Source organism: Streptomyces sp. 1222.5, from assembly GCF_900105245.1.
Lineage (GTDB): Bacteria > Actinomycetota > Actinomycetes > Streptomycetales > Streptomycetaceae > Streptomyces > Streptomyces albidocamelliae.
Window position 1 is genome coordinate 5,767,833 of the sequence record NZ_FNSZ01000001.1, and the last position, 17,520, is coordinate 5,785,352.

General features: G+C 73.1%; 15 protein-coding genes. 8 read left to right on the forward strand and 7 right to left on the reverse strand.

All coding sequences use genetic code 11. The annotated features are described in order from the left end of the window. Positions 1–19: 19 nt before the first annotated feature. Positions 20–286 (reverse strand): protealysin inhibitor emfourin, encoded by a 267-nt coding sequence (locus tag BLW57_RS26005; protein WP_093477789.1) that lies wholly within the window; start codon positions 284–286, stop codon positions 20–22. 21 nt (positions 287–307) lie between these two features. Then, positions 308–1,378, reverse strand: a complete 1,071-nt coding sequence (locus BLW57_RS26010; protein WP_093477790.1) for a M4 family metallopeptidase — start codon at positions 1,376–1,378, stop codon at positions 308–310. 321 nt (positions 1,379–1,699) lie between these two features. Here BLW57_RS26010 and leuA point away from each other — a divergent pair, with 321 nt between their 5' ends. The 6 genes from leuA to BLW57_RS26045 all read left to right on the forward strand — a co-directional run bounded on the left by leuA (position 1,700) and on the right by BLW57_RS26045 (position 9,628). Then, positions 1,700–3,421 carry a 2-isopropylmalate synthase gene (gene leuA, locus BLW57_RS26020; RefSeq protein ID WP_093477792.1) on the forward strand — a complete coding sequence of 574 codons (1,722 nt, stop codon included), beginning with the start codon at positions 1,700–1,702 and terminating at the stop codon, positions 3,419–3,421. A 184-nt stretch (positions 3,422–3,605) separates the two neighbouring features. Further along, positions 3,606–4,301: a tellurite resistance TerB family protein gene (locus tag BLW57_RS26025; RefSeq protein WP_093477793.1), complete on the forward strand. Its 696-nt coding sequence runs from the start codon at positions 3,606–3,608 to the stop codon at positions 4,299–4,301. Positions 4,302–4,458: 157 nt separating this feature from the next. Continuing rightward, positions 4,459–6,534, forward strand: coding sequence for an MMPL family transporter (locus tag BLW57_RS26030; RefSeq protein WP_093477795.1), 2,076 nt, complete (start codon positions 4,459–4,461; stop codon positions 6,532–6,534). Between the two features lie 45 nt (positions 6,535–6,579). Then, a complete protein-coding gene (locus tag BLW57_RS26035) occupies positions 6,580–7,791 on the forward strand; it encodes a sensor histidine kinase (protein WP_093477796.1) in 1,212 nt (403 codons plus the stop codon). Then, entirely contained in the window at positions 7,788–8,453 is a 666-nt protein-coding gene (locus BLW57_RS26040) for a response regulator (protein WP_093477798.1), read from the forward strand. The genes BLW57_RS26035 and BLW57_RS26040 overlap by 4 nt, the downstream gene beginning before the upstream one ends. Further along, a complete protein-coding gene (locus tag BLW57_RS26045) occupies positions 8,450–9,628 on the forward strand; it encodes a sialidase family protein (protein ID WP_093477799.1) in 1,179 nt (392 codons plus the stop codon). The genes BLW57_RS26040 and BLW57_RS26045 overlap by 4 nt, the downstream gene beginning before the upstream one ends. 49 nt (positions 9,629–9,677) lie before the next feature. On the opposite strand, the gene BLW57_RS26050 is transcribed toward BLW57_RS26045, so the two are convergent. From BLW57_RS26050 to BLW57_RS26070, 5 genes are read right to left on the reverse strand one after another with little or no spacing between them, the layout of a single operon-like run. Beyond that, on the reverse strand, positions 9,678–10,604 hold the full coding sequence (locus BLW57_RS26050; protein ID WP_093477801.1) for a dihydrodipicolinate synthase family protein: 927 nt from the start codon (positions 10,602–10,604) through the stop codon (positions 9,678–9,680). Then, positions 10,605–11,609 carry an oligopeptide/dipeptide ABC transporter ATP-binding protein gene (locus BLW57_RS26055; RefSeq protein ID WP_093477802.1) on the reverse strand — a complete coding sequence of 335 codons (1,005 nt, stop codon included), beginning with the start codon at positions 11,607–11,609 and terminating at the stop codon, positions 10,605–10,607. It lies immediately after the preceding gene. Further along, complete coding sequence (locus tag BLW57_RS26060) at positions 11,606–13,582, reverse strand: dipeptide/oligopeptide/nickel ABC transporter permease/ATP-binding protein (protein WP_093477804.1); 1,977 nt, start codon at positions 13,580–13,582, stop codon at positions 11,606–11,608. Before BLW57_RS26060 ends, BLW57_RS26055 begins: the two co-directional genes overlap by 4 nt. Continuing rightward, a complete protein-coding gene (locus BLW57_RS26065; RefSeq protein WP_093477805.1) occupies positions 13,582–14,538 on the reverse strand; it encodes an ABC transporter permease in 957 nt (318 codons plus the stop codon). The genes BLW57_RS26060 and BLW57_RS26065 overlap by 1 nt, the downstream gene beginning before the upstream one ends. 4 nt (positions 14,539–14,542) lie before the next feature. Continuing rightward, positions 14,543–16,177: an ABC transporter substrate-binding protein gene (locus tag BLW57_RS26070; protein WP_093477807.1), complete on the reverse strand. Its 1,635-nt coding sequence runs from the start codon at positions 16,175–16,177 to the stop codon at positions 14,543–14,545. A gap of 304 nt (positions 16,178–16,481) precedes the next feature. On the opposite strand from BLW57_RS26070, the gene BLW57_RS26075 reads away from it, so the two are divergent. Both BLW57_RS26075 and recO read left to right on the forward strand, forming a co-directional pair. After that, entirely contained in the window at positions 16,482–16,700 is a 219-nt protein-coding gene (locus BLW57_RS26075; RefSeq protein ID WP_093477808.1) for a hypothetical protein, read from the forward strand. A 64-nt stretch (positions 16,701–16,764) separates the two neighbouring features. After that, on the forward strand, positions 16,765–17,514 hold the full coding sequence (gene recO, locus BLW57_RS26080) for a DNA repair protein RecO (protein ID WP_073893790.1): 750 nt from the start codon (positions 16,765–16,767) through the stop codon (positions 17,512–17,514). Positions 17,515–17,520 lie beyond the last annotated feature (6 nt).

Below are 17,520 nucleotides of genomic sequence, written 5' to 3' on the forward strand. Positions count from 1 at the left end.
AGTGGCCGGGCGCCCTTCGTCAGGCACCCTCCTTCAGTACCCGGGAGACCAACTCCCGCTCCGGCTCGCTGAGTCGGGGGTCGGCCGTGTGGACGGTGCGGCCGTCCACCGTGATCTCGTAGCGGAAGCCGTCGGGGACGCCGGCGGGCGGAGCGGCCCGGCCGGACGCGAGGACGCGTTCGGCCAGGCTCTCCCACTCGTGGGCGTCCGGGCGGCCCGAGGTGTCCATCTCGGCCAGGCGCTCGATGCCCGCGAAGCCGCCCGTGCGCCGTACTCGAATACGCATGGCTCCCTGTGTAGTACGGAACTACAGCGTCCGCACCCCGACCTGTTCCCAGGACTTCTGCACGGCCTGGAGTTCGTCCCCGGCGCCGTACCGCTCGCGGGCCGCCTTCACCGTCAGCGTGGCGAAGTCGGCGAACAGGCCTTCCGTTTTCAGCTCACCGCCGGTCAGCACGTCGTACCAGATCTGCCCGGCCTTCTCCCAGGCGTAACCGCCGAGGGCGGCCGCGGCCAGGTAGAAGGCGTGGTTCGGGATGCCGGAGTTGATGTGCACGCCGCCGTTGTCGCGGCCGGTGCGCACGTAGTGGTCCATGGTGGCCGGCTGCGGGTCCTTGCCGAGGACGTCGTCGTCGTACGCCGTGCCCGGGGCCTTCATCGAGCGCAGGGCGGTGCCGGTGACGCGCGGGGCGAGGAGCCCGGCGCCGATCAGCCAGTCGGCCTCGGCGGCGGTCTGGCCGAGCGTGTACTGCTTGATCAGCGAGCCGAACACATCGGAGAGCGACTCGTTGAGCGCCCCGGACTGCCCGAAGTACTCCAGGTTCGCGGTGTGCTGGGTCACGCCGTGGGTCAGTTCGTGGCCGATGACGTCCACCGGGATGGTGAAGTCGAGGAAGATCTCGTTGTCACCGTCCCCGAACACCATCTGCTCGCCGTTCCAGAAGGCGTTGTCGTAGCCCTCGCCGAAGTGGACCGTGGCGTCGAGGGGCAGCCCCTCGTCGTCGATGGAGTGGCGGCCGTACGCCTTCAGGTACAGGTCGAAGGTGGCGCCGAGGCCCGCGTAGGCCCGGTTGACGGTGGCGTCGGAGCCGGCCTCCGAGCCCTCCTCGCGGACCTCGGTGCCGGGCAGGTCCTGGGTGTGGCCGGCGTCGTAGATCGTGCGGTGCGGCCGGTCGGCGGCGCCGCCGGCCGGCGGGGCGGCGGCGGGCGCGCCGATCACCGTGGTCAGGCGGCGCTTGGTGCGCTGGTAGGCGTCGTGCTCCAGGGACCGGCGGGCCGGTCCGGACAGTCCGGGGTCCTCGGCCCGGGCGAGCCGGTCGAGGACATGGGGCGGCACGATCGTGCAGAAGACGGGCACAGAGCCCCCGTTGGTCGTCATGCCCGGCACCCTTGCACTGCGTGACAGCGATGTCACTACTCGCAACCATGATTGGTGAAATACCGGGACACCGAGCGCCACGCAGCGTGACGGTGTGGTACGGCGCACTTTTTGTCCATTTTGTGACGCCGGTCCCGCATACTGGAACAGACCCACCTCGTCCGCGACGGCTCGGCTAGGCTGCGGAGCATCATGCGTTACGGGCTGCTTCTTCTTAGCTGCCGCGGCGAGGGCCTGTAGTCGAGGCCGACTCCCTCCCCGCGGAGCTTGGCGTTGCGTCGTCGGCCGTCCTTCCGGTCATCCAGAGGAGCCTTACGCATCATGGCCAACCGCCAGCAGCCCAGTTCCATGCCGATCCACAAGTACGGCCGCTACGAGCAGGTCGACCTCCAGGACCGCACCTGGCCCGAGAAGCGGATCACCGCCGCCCCCCGCTGGCTCTCCACCGACCTGCGCGACGGCAACCAGGCCCTGATCGACCCGATGTCCCCCGAGCGCAAGCGCCGGATGTTCGACCAGCTGGTCGCCCTGGGCTACAAGGAGATCGAGGTCGGCTTCCCCGCCTCCGGCCAGACCGACTTCGACTTCGTGCGCTCGATCATCGAGGAGGAGGGGGCGATCCCGGACGACGTCACGATCTCCGTACTGACCCAGGCCCGCGAGGACCTGATCGAGCGGACCGTGGAGTCCCTGAAGGGCGCCAAGCGGGCCACCGTCCACCTGTACAACGCCACCGCCCCGGTCTTCCGCCGGGTGGTCTTCCGCGGCTCCAAGGACGACATCAAGCAGATCGCCGTCGACGGCACCCGCCTGGTGATGGAGTACGCCGAGAAACTGCTGGGCCCCGAGACCGAGTTCGGCTACCAGTACAGCCCCGAGATCTTCACCGACACCGAGCTGGACTTCGCCCTGGAGGTCTGCGAGGCGGTGATGGACGTCTACCAGCCGGGCCCGGGCCGCGAGATCATCCTCAACCTGCCCGCCACGGTGGAGCGTTCGACCCCGTCGACGCACGCGGACCGCTTCGAGTGGATGGGCCGCAACCTGTCCCGCCGCGAGTACGTCTGCCTGTCGGTCCACCCGCACAACGACCGCGGCACGGCCGTCGCCGCCGCCGAGCTGGCGCTGATGGCCGGCGCCGACCGCGTCGAAGGCTGCCTGTTCGGCCAGGGCGAGCGCACCGGCAACGTCGACCTGGTCACCCTGGGCATGAACCTGTTCTCCCAGGGCGTCGACCCGCAGATCGACTTCTCCGACATCGACGAGATCCGTCGTACGTGGGAGTACTGCAACCAGATGGAGGTCCACCCGCGCCACCCGTACGTGGGCGACCTGGTCTACACGTCCTTCTCCGGCTCCCACCAGGACGCCATCAAGAAGGGCTTCGACGCCATGGAGGCCGACGCGGCGGCCAAGGGCGTCACCGTCGACGACATCGAGTGGGCGGTGCCGTACCTGCCGATCGACCCGAAGGACGTCGGCCGCTCCTACGAGGCCGTCATCCGCGTCAACTCGCAGTCCGGCAAGGGCGGTGTCTCCTACGTCCTGAAGAACGACCACAAGCTGGACCTGCCGCGCCGGATGCAGATCGAGTTCTCCAAGCTCATCCAGGCGAAGACGGACGCCGAGGGCGGCGAGATCACGCCGAAGGACATCTGGGCGGCCTTCCAGGACGAGTACCTGCCGAACCCCGAGAACCCCTGGGGCCGCATCCAGGTCAGGACCGGCCAGTCGACCACCGACACCGACGGCGTGGACACCCTGACCGTCGAGGCCACCGTCGACGGCGAGGACACGGTCCTGACCGGTTCCGGCAACGGCCCGATCTCGGCCTTCTTCGACGCGCTGGAGTCCGTCGGCGTCGACGTACGCCTGCTGGACTACCAGGAGCACACGATGAGCGAGGGCGCCTCCGCGCAGGCCGCCTCCTACATCGAATGCGCGATCGGCGACAAGGTTCTGTGGGGCATCGGCATCGACGCGAACACGACGCGTGCTTCACTGAAGGCGGTCGTCTCCGCGGTGAACCGCGCGACCCGCTGACCCCTCTGACCGGCTGTTTCGACGCCCTGACCGCTGTGAACGGCGGTCAGGGCGACGTCGATTGTCGGCCATCGCACCCCCCAGGTCACGGAAAGGTCTCGTACGGGGTACTGACTCCACCTCCATGATGTGGCTAACATCACGCCAGTGCGGCGATGTTGCCGTGCGGTTACGGAGGTGCGACGTGCTGCCAGTACGGGGACGAGACGGCCGTGCCGCCAGGGCTGCGCGCATCCTGGGCACCCGCACCGCATGGACACCCGTGGGCGACGGCGAGTTCTTCTGCCCCGGCTGCGGAGGCGACCGCAACTACCAGCGGCTCACCGGGCGCCGCCGCCTCACCCTGCTGGGCGTGCCGCTGCTGCCGCGCGGGGTGACCGGACCGGTCGTGGAGTGCGCGTCCTGCCACCGCCACCACGGCACGGACGCCCTCGACCACCCCACCACCCGCCGCTTCTCCACGATGCTCCGCGACGCCGTGCACACCGTCGCCCTCGCCGTCCTCGCCGCGGGCGGCACCTGCTCCCGTACGGCCCTGGAGACGGCCGCCGGCACGGTACGCGCGGCCGGCTTCGACGACTGCACCGAGGACCAGCTCGCCGCCCTGGTCGAGGCGCTCGCCGCCGACACCGGCCGGGTCTTCGAGCAGCCCTGCGGCGCGAGCCTGACCATAGAGCTGCACGAGGCCCTGGACCCGCTCGCCCCGCACCTCGCCCCGGCCGGCCGGGAGGCCCTGCTCCTCCAGGCCGCCCGCATCGCCCTCGCCGACGGCCCCTACACCCCCGCCGAACGCGACGCCCTCACCACCGTCGGCGCGGCCCTGACCATCTGCGCCGACGACGTGGCCCGCCTGCTGGCGGCCGCCCGCACGCCCTCCTGACCGCCGCCGCCCGCTACTCCCCCGGGAGTAGCGGAGCGCCCCGGCCACCCCCGGCAGTATCCGCGAAGTCGCCCCCTCGCCCGACGAGCGCCGCCGTTCCCGGCGGAAGTCTGGAGCCGTGTCCAGACATCCGTACCGGAGGGGAGGCCCGATCCTCATGGGGGCCGCGACAACACGTGCGACACGCGGGCGGCGGAGGCTGCCGTGGCTGGTGGTGGGACTGTGGGTGGTCCTGCTGGCCGTCGCGGCACCGTTCGCCGCCAGGCTGGGCGACGTCCAGCACGACCGCGCCACCGACTACCTCCCGGCGTCCGCCGACTCCACCCAGGTCGCCGAGCTCCAGGACCGTCTGCCGGGCGGTCAGACCACCGAGCTGGTCCTCGTCTACCACCGTGCCGGCGGACTCACCGCCGCCGACCGGGCCACGGCGGCCGGACAGGTCGCCGCCGTCGCCCACCGGCACACCCTGACCAGCACCCCGCGCGGCATTCCGTCCGCCGACGGCACCACCCTCGTGTACCCGGTCGCCGGCAACGAGCCCGGCACGGACGAGAAGAAGCGCGACGCGTTCGTGGACGACGTCCGCCGACTCGCCCACGACAAGGGCGGGTTGACGGTACGGGCCGGTGGACCGGCCGCTCTCGCCACCGACGCCTCCGGCGTCTACGCCTCCCTCGGCGGCCCGCTGCTCTACACCACCGTCGGTGTCGTCGCCGTCCTGCTCGTCCTCATCTACCGCAGCCCGCTGCTGTGGCTGGTCCCGCTCACCGTCGCCGGCCTCTCCGACTTCCTGGCCCGCGCCGCCGCCTACGGCCTCAACCAGGCCTTCGGCACCACCGTCTCCGGGCAGAGCGCGGGCATCATGACCATCCTCGTCTTCGGCGCCGGCACCGACTACGCCCTGCTCCTCGTCTCCCGCTACCGCGAGGAACTACGCCGCCACGAACTGCCCCACGACGCCATGCGGGCGGCGCTGCGCGGCTGCGGTCCCGCCGTCCTCGCCTCCTCCGGCACGGTCGCCGCGGGCCTGCTGTGCCTGCTCGCCGCCGACCTCAACTCCAGCCGCGGCATGGGCCCGCTCGGCACCGCCGGCGTGCTGTGCGCCCTGGCCGCGATGCTCACCCTGCTGCCGGCCCTCCTGGTGCTGCTGGGCCGCCGCGTGTTCTGGCCGCTCGTGCCCGCCCACGGCAGCACGCCCGTTGCCCGCCGCTCCCTGTTCGCGGCGATGGGCTCCTCCGCCGGGCGCCGCCCGCTGACCGTCCTCGCCACCGGCGCCGCCCTGCTCGGCGCCCTCGCGCTCGGCGCCCTCTCCCTGCCCGGCACCCTCAAGCAGCTGGACACCTTCGTGGACCGGCCCGACTCCGTCACCGCGATGGAGACCGTCGCCGAGGCCTACCCGGAGCGCTCCGCGCAGCCCATCGAGGTGCTGACCCCCGCCGCGCACGCCGACGCGGCCCTGACCGCCGTCCGGGACACCCGGGGAGTGGCGGACGCACGGCGGGGCCGTACCGGCGGCGGCTGGACCGAGATCACGGTGACCGCCTCCGCCCCGCCCCAGTCCGCCGCCGAGACCGCCACCATCGAGGCACTGCGCCACCGGCTGCCCGGCTCCCACGTCGGCGGGCCCAGCGCCCAGCAGCTCGACCTGCGCGACACCGACGCCCGCGACCGCATGGTGGTCGTCCCCCTCGTGCTGCTGTCCGTGCTGCTGATCCTGGCCGCCCTGCTGCGCTCCCTCGTCGCCCCGCTGGTCCTGGTGGCCGCCGTGGTCGCCGTGTGGGGTGCGGCCCTCGGCCTCGGCGGGCTCGTCTTCGGGCCGCTGTTCGGCTTCCACGGCACCGACCCCGGACTCGGCCTGCTGTCCTTCGTGTTCCTGGTCGCCCTGGGCGTCGACTACGGCATCTTCCTCATGCACCGGATGCGGGAGGAGTCCCTGCGGGGGAGCGAGCCGGCCGAGGCCGCGCTCACCGCGCTGCGCACCACCGGCGGGGTCATCGCCTCCGCCGGGCTGGTCCTCGCCGCCACCTTCGCCGTGCTGACGAACATGGGCCTCGTGCCCCTGGTCGAGCTGGGCTTCGTCATCGCCGCCGGCGTGCTGCTCGACACCTTCCTCGTCCGCACCTACCTGGTGACCAGCGCGAGCGTGGCACTCGGACGCCGGGTGTGGTGGCCGGGGCGGCTGTCCAGGGCGCCGTCCACCGCCCCCGGGCGCGTCCCGGAACCCGTGGCCTGACCCCGGGCACCCCTGCCCTCGGCGGGGGTGCCCGCCTACCGGAGGATGAACCCCGTGCAGGCAACCATCACCACCCTCCGGCCCCGACGGGCCTTCGCGTCTCTGGACCCCCTGCGGCAGGACGCGTGCCTCGCCGCCGGACTCGCCGCGCTCGCCTCCCTCGTCGCCGTCACCCTCGGCACCGGCCGGCACCCGGACGCCCTCGGCTGGGTCCTGCTGCTCGCCCTCCACGTGCCGCTGGCCTGGCGCCGGTGGGCGCCCCTGACCGCGCTGACGGTGATGATCGCGCTGATCGCCGGCTACCACCAGCTCGACTACAACCACTCCGCGCCGACCGCCGCCTCCATGGTCATCCTCTACACCGTCGCGGCCGGCGGCAGCCCGCGGCGCACGGCCGCCGTCGGCGTCGCCGTCGTCGCCCTCATGGTCGTCCTGAAGATCGACCACGGTGTGGCCGGGCTGGCGGTGACCTTCCAGATCACCGGCTGGATCGTCTCCATGCTCGTCCTCGGCGGCTACCTCCGCGTCCACCGGGAGAACACCGCCGCCGCGCTGGAACGGGCCGAGCGCGCCGAACGCACCCACGAGGAGGAGGCCCGCCGCCGCGTCGCCGAGGAGCGCCTGCGCATCGCCCGCGACCTGCACGACCTCCTCGCCCACAGCATCACCCTCATCGGCGTGCAGACCTCGGTCGCCGCGCACGTCCTGGCCGCCGACCCCGACCGCCTCGACCGGACGGCCGTCGCCCGCTCCCTGGACGACATCGCCGAGACCTGCCGCACGGCCCGCGGCGAACTCCGCACCACCCTGGAGGTGCTGCGCGACCCCGGCACCCCGGACGCCCGCGGGCCGCTGCCCGGCCTGCACGGCCTCACCGACCTGGCGAAGGCGGCGGGCGTGACCGCCGAGCTCACGGTCCGGGCCGGCGAGGTGCCGCCCGCCGTGGGTGCTGCTGCCTACCGGATCGTCCAGGAGGCCCTCACCAACGCGGTGCGCCACGGCGGCCGGGAGGACCTGACCGTGCGGGTGCGGGTGCACGAAGAGGAGGAGGCCGAGGGCTCGGTGCGCGTCCTGCGCGTCCGGGTCACCGACGACGGCACCGGCGGTGCCGTCGGCGAAGGGCGCCTGCCCGGTTTCGGACTCGTCGGCATGCGGGAACGCGCCCGCAGCGTCGGCGGCACCGTCGAGGCCGGACCGCGCGCCGACGGACCGGGCTTCGAGGTGAGCGCCGTACTGCCCCTGGGGGAGATCCGATGATCCGAGTCCTGCTCGCCGACGACCAGACCCTCGTGCGGGCCGCGTTCGCGATGCTCGTCGAGTCCGCGCCGGACATGCTGGTGGTGGGCCAGGCGGCCACGGGCGCGGAGGCCGTCGCACTCGCCCGCACCGAACGCGCCGACCTGGTGCTGATGGACATCCGCATGCCCGGACTCGACGGCATCGAGGCCACCCGGCGCATCGCCGCCGACGAGGACCTGGCCGGGGTGCGGGTGCTGGTCCTCACCACCTACGACACCGACGAGAACATCGTCGACGCCCTGCGGGCCGGCGCCTCCGGCTTCCTGGTGAAGGACACCCGTCCGGCCGACCTGCTCGACGCGATCCGCACGGTCGCCGCCGGCGAGGCGCTGCTCTCGCCCGGGCCCACGGCACGGCTGATCGAGCGGTTCCTGCGCAGCCCCACGACCCCGCACACGGGCGGCCCGGAGTGCCTGTCGGACCGGGAGCGTCAGGTGCTGACCCTGGTCGCCCGGGGCCTCAACAACACTGAGATCGCGGAGGCGTTGGGGCTGAGCCCGCTCACCGCCAAGACCCATGTCAGTCGGATCATGGGCAAACTCGGCGCCCGCGACCGGGCCCAGCTCGTCATCGTGGGCTACGAGTCGGGGCTGGTGATTCCGGGGAGCATGGGTGCGTGACACCGCTGAGCCGCACCCTCCTCACCACCCTCGCGCTCCTCACCTCGCTCACCGTCCACCCGCCCGCGCACGCCGCGGCCGGCTGCGTCTCCTCCGCGCCGTACGTGTCCGGACAGGGCGGTTACGCCACCTACCGCATCCCCGCCGCGGTCCGGACCCGGCACGGCACCGTCCTCGCCTTCGCCGAGGGCCGGCACGACGGAGCGGGCGACACCGGTGACATCGACGTCGTGCTGCGCCGCTCCACCGACGGTGGCTGCACCTGGGGCCGGCTGCGGGTGGTGGCTGCGGGCGCCGGCGACACCCGGGGCAACCCCGCACCGGTGGTGGACCCGCGCACCGGGGCCGTCGTCCTCGTGACCTGCGCCAACAGCGGGGCGGTGACCGAGGCGCAGATCATGCGCGGCGAGGCCGCGCCTGCACAGGGCCGCCGGGTGTTCGTGCAGCGCAGCCGGGACGACGGCCGCCACTTCACACCCCCGCGCGACATCACGGCCGAGGCCGGGCGGCCGGACTGGCGCTGGTACGCCACCGGACCCGGCCACGCCGTCGCCCTCACCCGGGGCCCGCACGCCGGGCGTCTGGTCGTCCCCGCGAACCACTCCACCGCCCCGCCCGCCGGCTCCGGCGACACCGGCCGGGAACCCCGCTACTACGGCGGCCACGCGCTCTACAGCGACGACGGCGGCCGCACCTGGCGGCTCGGGTTCACGACCGGCGGCCACGACGGCGTGACCAACGCCAACGAGACCACCGCCACCCAGCTCACCGACGGCCGGCTGTACTTCAGCTCCCGCGACCAGAACGGCAGCGCTCCCGGGAACCGCCTGGACACCTACTCCGGCGACGGCGGCGCCACCCTCGACCGCCCCTACGCCGCCCAGCCCACCCTGGACGACGTGCCCATGGTCGAGGGCAGCGTCCTGCAACTCGACGGCCCGGACCGGAGGTTGCTGTTCTCGGCGCCCTCCGTGCCGACGGCCCGCCGCGCCATGGCGCTCTGGTCCAGCGCCGACGCCGGCCGCACCTTCACCAGGCTGCTCACCGTCTCGGACCGGCCGGCCGCCTACTCGGACCTGGTGCCGCTCGGCGACGGCACGCTCGGCATCCTCTACGAGACCGGCACCACCGGCCCCTACGACGGCATCGAGTTCCGCAGACTTCGCCTGGCCTAGGGGGTTCGTTCGGACCGGGGCGGGCCCGGGCTGATCCGGACGACGCCCCCTAGAGCAGTCCGGCCGCCGCCAGGTGCTTGCCGATGCGCTCGACCTCCTCGCCCGACAGCGGGACCTGCGGCTCCGCCGTCACCGGGCAGTCGATGATCCCGCGCAGATGCAACGCCGCCTTGAACGCGCCCAGTGCCGCCGAACTGCCGCCCATCCGGGCGGGATCGCCGACGGCGGTGACGGCGAACAGTGCGCACAGCCGCTCCTGCTCGGTCCGCGCGCCCTCCCAGTCGCCGGCCCGGCACTGGCGGTAGAGGCGGACATAGCCGTGCGGGTCGACGTTGGCGAGGCCCGGCACGGCACCGTCGGCGCCCAGCGCGAGCGCGGAGTCGGCGATCAGCTCCGAGCCGGTCAGCACGCTGAACCCGGCGTGGCCGCGGGCGCCGGTGACGAGCTCCCGGAAGGCCGCCAGGTCCCCGCTGGAGTCCTTGATCCCGGTCAGCACGCCGTCCCCGGCGAGCCCCAGCACCAGGTCGGCGGGGAGCTTGGTGTGCACGGCCACGGGGATGTCGTAGGCGATCACCGGGACGGGGCTGACGGCGGCGATCCGGCGGTAGTGGTGGACGATCTCCGCGCGGTGGGTGCGGGCGTAGAACGGTGCGGTGACGACGACGGCCTGCGCGCCGGCCGCGGTGACCGCCGTGACGTGGTCCAGGACGCGCGGGGTGGTCATGTCGATGGCCCCGGCCAGGACCGGCAGCTGACCGGCCACGTGCGCCGTCACGGCCGCCACGACCTGGGCCCGCTGCCGGTCCGTCAGGAAGGCCGCCTCCGACGTCGAGCCGAGCAGGAACAGCCCGTGCACCCCCGCCTCCACCAGGTGGTCGACCAGCCGGAGCAGCGAGCGCAGGTCCACCTCGCGCTCCGGCGTCAGGGGGGTGCAGACGGGCGGGACGACACCGGTCAGCGGGGCGGGGAAGGTCATTCAGGGCTCCTGGCGTGCTAGGTCTCGGGTCGGCAGGTCCTCCTGGACAGGATGGTGACAGCGGAACCGGTGTCCGGGGCGTGACGCGGCCGAGAAGTCCGGCATCGCCCCGGCGCACACGTCGTCGGCCTTCCAGCAGCGGGTGCGGAACGCGCAGCCGCTCGGCGGGCGGGTCGCGGACGGCACCGGCCCGGTCAGCGGGATCGGGTCGACCGGGTCCAGCAGGCCCGGCGTGGCGGAGAACAGGGCGCGGGTGTACGGGTGCCGGGCGCTGTCGGTGACCCGGTCGGCCGGGGTCTCCTCCACGATCCGGCCCAGGTACATGGTGATCACCCGGTCGCTCATCCGCCGGACCGTCTGGATGTCGTGGCTGACGAACACCAGGGCGAGCCCCAGGCGGTCCTTCAGGTCCAGCAGCAGGTTCAGGATCTGCGCGCGGACCGAGACGTCCAGGGCACTGGTCGGCTCGTCGGCGATCACCAGGGCCGGGTCCAGGGCGAGCGCCCGGGCGATCGCGACGCGCTGCCGCTGCCCGCCCGACAGCTGCCCCGGCAGGGCGTCCGCGAGGGCGCCGGGCAGCCCCACCAGAGCCATCAACTCGCGGACCCGGTCCTCCCGTTCGGCGCGGGTGCCGCGGCCGTGGACGTCCAGCGGGTCGCGCAGGACACGGCCGACCGGCAGCCGGCGGTTCAGGGCGGTCGACGGGTCCTGGAAGATCATGCCGGTGCCCGCGCCGACCGTGGTCCGGCGTTCGGCGGGCGGCATCGACCACAGCTCGCGGCCCCGGTACGACACCGTCCCCGACGTCGGCCGCTGGATGCCCACGAGCACCTTCGCCAGCGTCGACTTGCCGCACCCCGACTCCCCGACCACCCCGACCGTCTCACCGGCGCCCACCGTGAGATCGGCACCGGTCAGGGCGTACACCCGGTCACGGGTGAACAGGCCCCCGCTCCGCGCCCTGTGGACGACGTGCGCATCCCGGACTTCGACGACAGCGGTCACTGCAGGGCCTCCTCGCTCTCCGCCGACGTCAGCGCGACCGCCGGGTGGTGGCAGGCCGCCGTGTGCCCGGGCGGACCCGTGAGGACCGGCGCGGTCGCGTGGCACACCTGGGTCGCCAGCGGACAGCGGTCGGCGAACCGGCAGCCCGCCGGGAAGTCCGCCGGGGCGGGGACGACGCCCTTGATCTGCGTCATCCGCTCCTCGGCCGACTCCAGCGAGAGCACGCTGCCGAGCAGCCCGCGCGTGTAGTGGTGGGCCGGCGCCGCCACCAGCTCGGCGGTCGTCCCGCTCTCCACGATCTGCCCGCCGTACATCACCACCACCCGGTCGGTGACGTCGGCGACCAGCGCCAGATCGTGCGAGACCAGGATCAGGGCGAAGCCCAGCTCCGCGCGCAGCCGCAGCAGCAGCTCCATGACCTGCGCCTGCACGGTGACGTCCAGCGCGGTCGTCGGCTCGTCGGCGACGATCAGACCCGGCTCGCGGGAGAGGGCCATGGCGATCAGCACCCGCTGGCGCTGGCCGCCGGAGAGTTCGTGCGGATAGCTGCGCAGGGTGCGCTCCGGGTCCAGGCCGACCAGCGTCAGCAGTTCCCGCGGGCTGCGCCGGCCCCCGCGGCGGACGAGCTGCTTCAGCTGCGCCCGCACGGTCATGGCCGGGTTCAGGGAGGACAGGGCGTCCTGGTGCACCATCGCCATCTCGTGGCCGAGCAGCCGCCGCCGGACCCGCATCGGCTCGGCGAGCAGATCGCGCCGACGGAAGCGGATCTGGCCGCCGACGCGCGCGCTCCCCGGCTGGAGCCCCATCACCGTGAGCGCGGTCAGCGACTTCCCGCACCCCGACTCGCCCACCAGGCCCAGCACTTCGCCCGGGTACACCTCGAAGCCGACTCCGGCGACGACGTCCACGCCCCGGTGCCGGTCCGGGAAGCCGATGGTGAGGTTCTCCACCGCCAGCACCGGCGGCCCGCCACGGTCGGGCAGCGGCCGGGCGCGGGCGCGCAGCCGCCGGGCGGCCTCCGTCAGGCCGGGCAGCGGGAGCACCTCGCCACCGCCCGGCTCCGCCGTCCGGAGCCGGTCCTCGGGCACCGCGACCTCCCGGGGGGCCGGTGCCGCCCACGCGTCGGACACCCCCTCGGAGAGGATGTTCAGCGCCAGCACGGTGAGCAGGATCAGCAGGCCCGGGAAGACGGTGGCCCACCAGCCGCCGGTCAGCACCATGTTCTTGCCGTCGGCGATGACACTGCCCCAGGACGGGTCGGGGGGCCGTACGCCCGCGCCGATGAAGGACAGCGACGCCTCGAAGACGATCGCCTCGGCCACCTGGACCGTGCAGAACACCAGCACGGGGGCCGCGCAGTTGACGGCCACGTGGCGCAGCACGATGTGCGGGGTCCGGGCGCCGATGACCCGCTCGGCGGTGACGTAGTCCTCGCCGTACTGGTCGAGGACGTTGGCCCGTACGACCCGGGCCACGGGCGGGGTGAACAGGAAGGCGATGGCGCAGATCAGCACGCCGATGCCGCCGCCGAACACGGCCACCAGCACGGCCGCCAGCGCGATGCCCGGGAACGCCATCACCACGTCCAGGCAGCGCATCAGCGTCTCGTCGGCCGCCTTGCGGGAGGTCGCCGCGAGGGTGCCGAGCAGCGCGCCGGCGACCAGGGCGAGCGCGGTGGCGCCCAGCCCGATCGCCAGCGACCAGCGGGCGCCGTACATCAGCCGGCTGAGGATGTCCCGGCCGAGGCTGTCCTGGCCCATCCAGTGCGCGCCCGACGGGTGGCCGGTGCCGTCCACCGGGTCCTGCTGGTCGAGCGGATCGTCCGGGGCCAGCAGGGGAGCGAGGACGGCGACCAGGACGACGCAGCCCAGGAAGCAGACCGCGATCCGGGACGGCAGCGGCAGCCGGCGCCGGCCGCGCAGCCGGACGCCGGGCCGCGAGAGCCGTTCGGCAAGACGCGCGCGCGTGACCATCAGGCCGCCCTCAGACGTGGGTTGACCAGCAGATACAGGATGTCGATGGCGAGGTTGACGACGACGAACCCGGTGGCGGTGGTGAGCACCACCCCCTGCACCACCGCCGGATCGCCGTTCTGCACGGCGTCGATCATCAGCTTGCCCATGCCGGGCAGCGAGAAGATCGTCTCGATGACGACGGCACCGCCGAGGAGGTAGCCGACGCGCAGACCCAGCACGGTCAGCGGGTTGACCAGCGCGTTCCTGAGGACGTTCCGGCCGACCACGACCCGCGGCGGCAGCCCGCCGCCGATCGCCGTGCGGACGTAGTCCTTGTCCAGCTCCTCCACCACCGACGTCCGGACGATCCGGGTGAGCTGGGCGGCCACCGGCAGTGAGAGGGCGAAGGCGGGCAGCGCCATGGTCCTCAGCCAGCCGGTGACCGAGTCGGCCGGGTTGATGTACCCCCCGGTCGGGAACCAGCCCCGTTCCACCGCCAGGTACTGGATCATCAGCAGCGCCAGCCAGAACCCGGGGGCGGCGACCCCGACCAGCGAGACGACCCGGACGACCTGGTCCGGCACCCGGTCCCGGTGGACGGCCGCCGTGACCCCGCCGGCCAGCGCCAGCACCACCGCGATGCCCAGGCCCAGGAAGGTCAGCTGGAGGGTGAGCGGCAGCGCGGTGGTCACCTGGTCGACGACCGGGGCCCGGGTCAGGGCGCTGGTGCCGAGGTCGCCGTGCAGCAGGTCGCCGACGAAGTGGGCGTACCGCACGGGCAGCGGATCCAGCAGCCCGTTGCGCTCCCGGAAGTCGTGCAGCTGCCGCGGGGTGGGATTGGCGCCCTGGAAGAACGCGGACGCCGGGTCCACGTCGGAGAACCGCATCACCAGGAACACGAACAGCACGATGCCGAGCAGCAGCGGTACCAGCAGGGCGACACGGCGCAGCAGGATCCGTACGACGGCCGTCATGCCGTCAGACCCACGCGGCCTGAAGGAGGTTGACGCCCGGGTAGGGCTGCGCCCTTATGCCGGTGAGCCGGCGCGGGTCCCAGGCCGTCATCAGCTCGTTGTGCACCACCGGGTACAGCACGGCCTGCTCGGCGACGACGTCGATGTAGTCCTGGATCATCGCCGTCTTCCGCGCGGGGTCCGGCTCCCGGGTCGCCCGGTCCATGTCCTTGAACAGCTTCCTCGCGACGGGGTCGCCGGCCCAGCGGGTGTACTGCATCCACAGGTTCTGGGGGCCGTAGTTGTAGTGCATGATCAGGTCGGCGTCGAGTCCGAACTGGTTCGGGTTGGAGGCCGCCGCCACCACCTGGTAGTCCCGCTTCTGGTCCATCTTGGTGAACACGGCCGTGGTCTCCTGCGGCGCGAGGGTCGTCTCCACGCCGATCGCGTCCCAGGAGGCCTTCACGGTCGGCAGGCAGTCGACGATCCAGCTGACGTTCACGGCCAGGATCTCGACCTTGAGGTCCGTGGCCCCGGCGGCCTTCAGCAGCGCCTTCGCCCTGGCGGGGTCGTGGTCGTAGACCGTCCTGGCGCGCCGGTGGCAGGGGTTGTTCTCGTCGAGGAACGACGTCGCCGGCCGGCCGTGCCCCTTCAGGGCGACCCGCACCATCTTCTCGGTGTCGATGGCGTAGTGCAGGGCCTGGCGGACCCGCACGTCGTCGAAGGGCTTGTGCGCGGTGTTGAACATCAGGAAGAGGTTGTTCATCCCGGCGCCGCCCGCGACCGTCAGGCCGCCCTGTTCCAGCCGGGGGACGTTGGCGTAGGGGATGTTGTCGGCGATCTGGGCGCCCGCGCCGGTCCCGGAGATCTTCGCGACGCGTGAGGCCGCGTCCACGATGGTCAGCCAGTTCATCCGCTTGAAGGCCGGCCTGCGCGGGCCGTTGTAGCCGGGATACGCCTCGAAGGTGGTGTTGGACTTCGGGTGGTGCGCGGTCTGCCGGTACGGGCCCGAGCCGACCGCCAGCCCCTTGATCGCCTCGTCCCAGGCGCCGGGCCGGGAGAACACGTGCCGGGGCATGATCTTGGCCAGCGTGAGCCGCGAGAGCCCGTCCGGGAAGGGGAACTTGAGCACCAGCTCGACCGTGCGGGAGTCGACGGCGCGGACCTTCTCCAGCCAGCCGGCGAAGAAGCCCTTGGCCAGCGTCTGGGTGTGCGGGTCCAGTAGCCGGTCGAAGACGAACACGACGTCGTCGGCGGTGACGGGCTTGCCGTCGTGGAAGGTGGCCCCGGAGCGCAGGGTGAACCGCCAGGTGGTGTCGCCCGGGTCGGCCGGCACCCGGGTGCCGAGCGCAGGGTACGGCTTCCGGGAGATCGGGTCGGTGTCCAGCAGCCCTTCGTAGACGTGGTTGTTGGCGGCCATCGCGAACGCCGACGCCGTCTGCGTCGGGTCCCAGCTGCCGTCGTTGCCGTACCCGATCACCGCGGTCAGCGTGCGGTCGCGGCCGCTGCCGCCGCTGCCGGTGTCGTTCGTGGATTCCGGCCCCGCGGAACAGGCGGCCAGCGCGGGCGGCAGCAGGGCGGCCCCGCCCAGCGCGCCGGTGAGCTTGAGGAACTGCCGGCGCCGCGGTGCCGGTAGGTCGGGGGTCACGTCGTCGCGCACGGGTCCTCCAGCGAGTGGGAGAGGGGAGGGGCGGGAGATACGACGTCCAACGTCCTACGTCCGATTTCGGTAGCGCGACCATAGGTAAGCCCCCGGGGGCGGTCAAGAGAGCACGCACGAATGGCGTAGCCGCCGGAGGTGGGGACCGCCGGCGCGCACGCGGGTGCGGGCGGCCGCGGAGTGTAGGGGCGGAGCGTCACCGGGGATGAACGAAGCGTGAAACCCGTCGGGGGCGGGCAGCCACCGTGAGGGCGCGACACCACCACACATCCCGCGCCGTGTGCCGGGGGAGGCGGAGGAGACGTTGGGGGAATCGCAGCCGCCCGTCGGCACCCATGTCGTGGACACGGACACCGGGCGGGCCGGGATCGTCATGGGTCACGAGGGCCCCTACGTCCAGCTGAGGCCCCCCGGCGGCGGCCGCGAATGGGACGCCGAACCCGGCGCCGTCCGCCGGACGGTCCCCGGCGAACGGGCCGGCGCCGAGGCGGCACACCCCGAGGCCGGCGACGAGCCTCCCTGACCGGGCGCCCCCGCCTGGGCCGACCCCGTCATGGCCGCCCGGGCCATGGGCGAGAATGGGGGGCATGAGTCTGTTCCGCGACGACGGCATCGTGCTGCGCACCCAGAAGCTGGGTGAGGCGGACCGGATCATCACGCTGCTCACACGCGGTCACGGACGGGTACGCGCGGTGGCCCGCGGGGTGCGGCGCACCAAGTCGAAGTTCGGGGCCCGGCTGGAGCCCTTCTCCCACGTGGACGTGCAGTTCTTCGCCCGCGGCAGCGAACTGGTCGGGCGCGGACTGCCGCTGTGCACCCAGAGCGAGACCATCGCCCCGTACGGCGGCGGGATCGTCGCCGACTACGGCCGCTACACCGCCGGCACGGCCATGCTGGAGACCGCCGAGCGGTTCACCGACCACGAGGGCGAGCCGGCCGTCCAGCAGTACCTGCTGCTGGTGGGTGCCCTGCGCACACTCGCCCGGGGCGAGCACGCCCCGCACCTCGTCCTGGACGCCTTCCTGCTGCGCTCCCTCGCCGTCAACGGCTACGCCCCCAGCTTCGGCGACTGCGCGAAGTGCGGCATGCCCGGCCCGAACCGCTTCTTCTCGGTGGCCTCCGGCGGCTCCGTCTGCGTCGACTGCCGGGTGCCCGGCAGCGTCGTACCGTCCCCGCAGACCCTGGTGCTGCTCGGAGCGCTGCTTACGGGAGACTGGGAGACGGCGGACGCGTGCGAGGCGCGGTACGTCCGCGAGGGCAGCGGGCTGGTGTCCGCCTACCTGCACTGGCATCTGGAGCGCGGACTGCGCTCGCTGCGCTACGTCGAGAAGTCGTAGCGGAAT

Coding starts and splice junctions, on each gene's coding strand:
- BLW57_RS26060 (WP_093477804.1), bottom strand. CDS start 13,582: ATGGTCACGCGCGCGCGTCTTGCCGAACGGCTCTCGCGGCCCGGCGTC.
- BLW57_RS26005 (WP_093477789.1), bottom strand. CDS start 286: ATGCGTATTCGAGTACGGCGCACGGGCGGCTTCGCGGGCATCGAGCGC.
- BLW57_RS26030 (WP_093477795.1), top strand. CDS start 4,459: ATGGGGGCCGCGACAACACGTGCGACACGCGGGCGGCGGAGGCTGCCG.
- BLW57_RS26010 (WP_093477790.1), bottom strand. CDS start 1,378: ATGACGACCAACGGGGGCTCTGTGCCCGTCTTCTGCACGATCGTGCCG.
- leuA (WP_093477792.1), top strand. CDS start 1,700: ATGGCCAACCGCCAGCAGCCCAGTTCCATGCCGATCCACAAGTACGGC.
- BLW57_RS26040 (WP_093477798.1), top strand. CDS start 7,788: ATGATCCGAGTCCTGCTCGCCGACGACCAGACCCTCGTGCGGGCCGCG.
- BLW57_RS26065 (WP_093477805.1), bottom strand. CDS start 14,538: ATGACGGCCGTCGTACGGATCCTGCTGCGCCGTGTCGCCCTGCTGGTA.
- BLW57_RS26035 (WP_093477796.1), top strand. CDS start 6,580: ATGAACCCCGTGCAGGCAACCATCACCACCCTCCGGCCCCGACGGGCC.
- BLW57_RS26050 (WP_093477801.1), bottom strand. CDS start 10,604: ATGACCTTCCCCGCCCCGCTGACCGGTGTCGTCCCGCCCGTCTGCACC.
- recO (WP_073893790.1), top strand. CDS start 16,765: ATGAGTCTGTTCCGCGACGACGGCATCGTGCTGCGCACCCAGAAGCTG.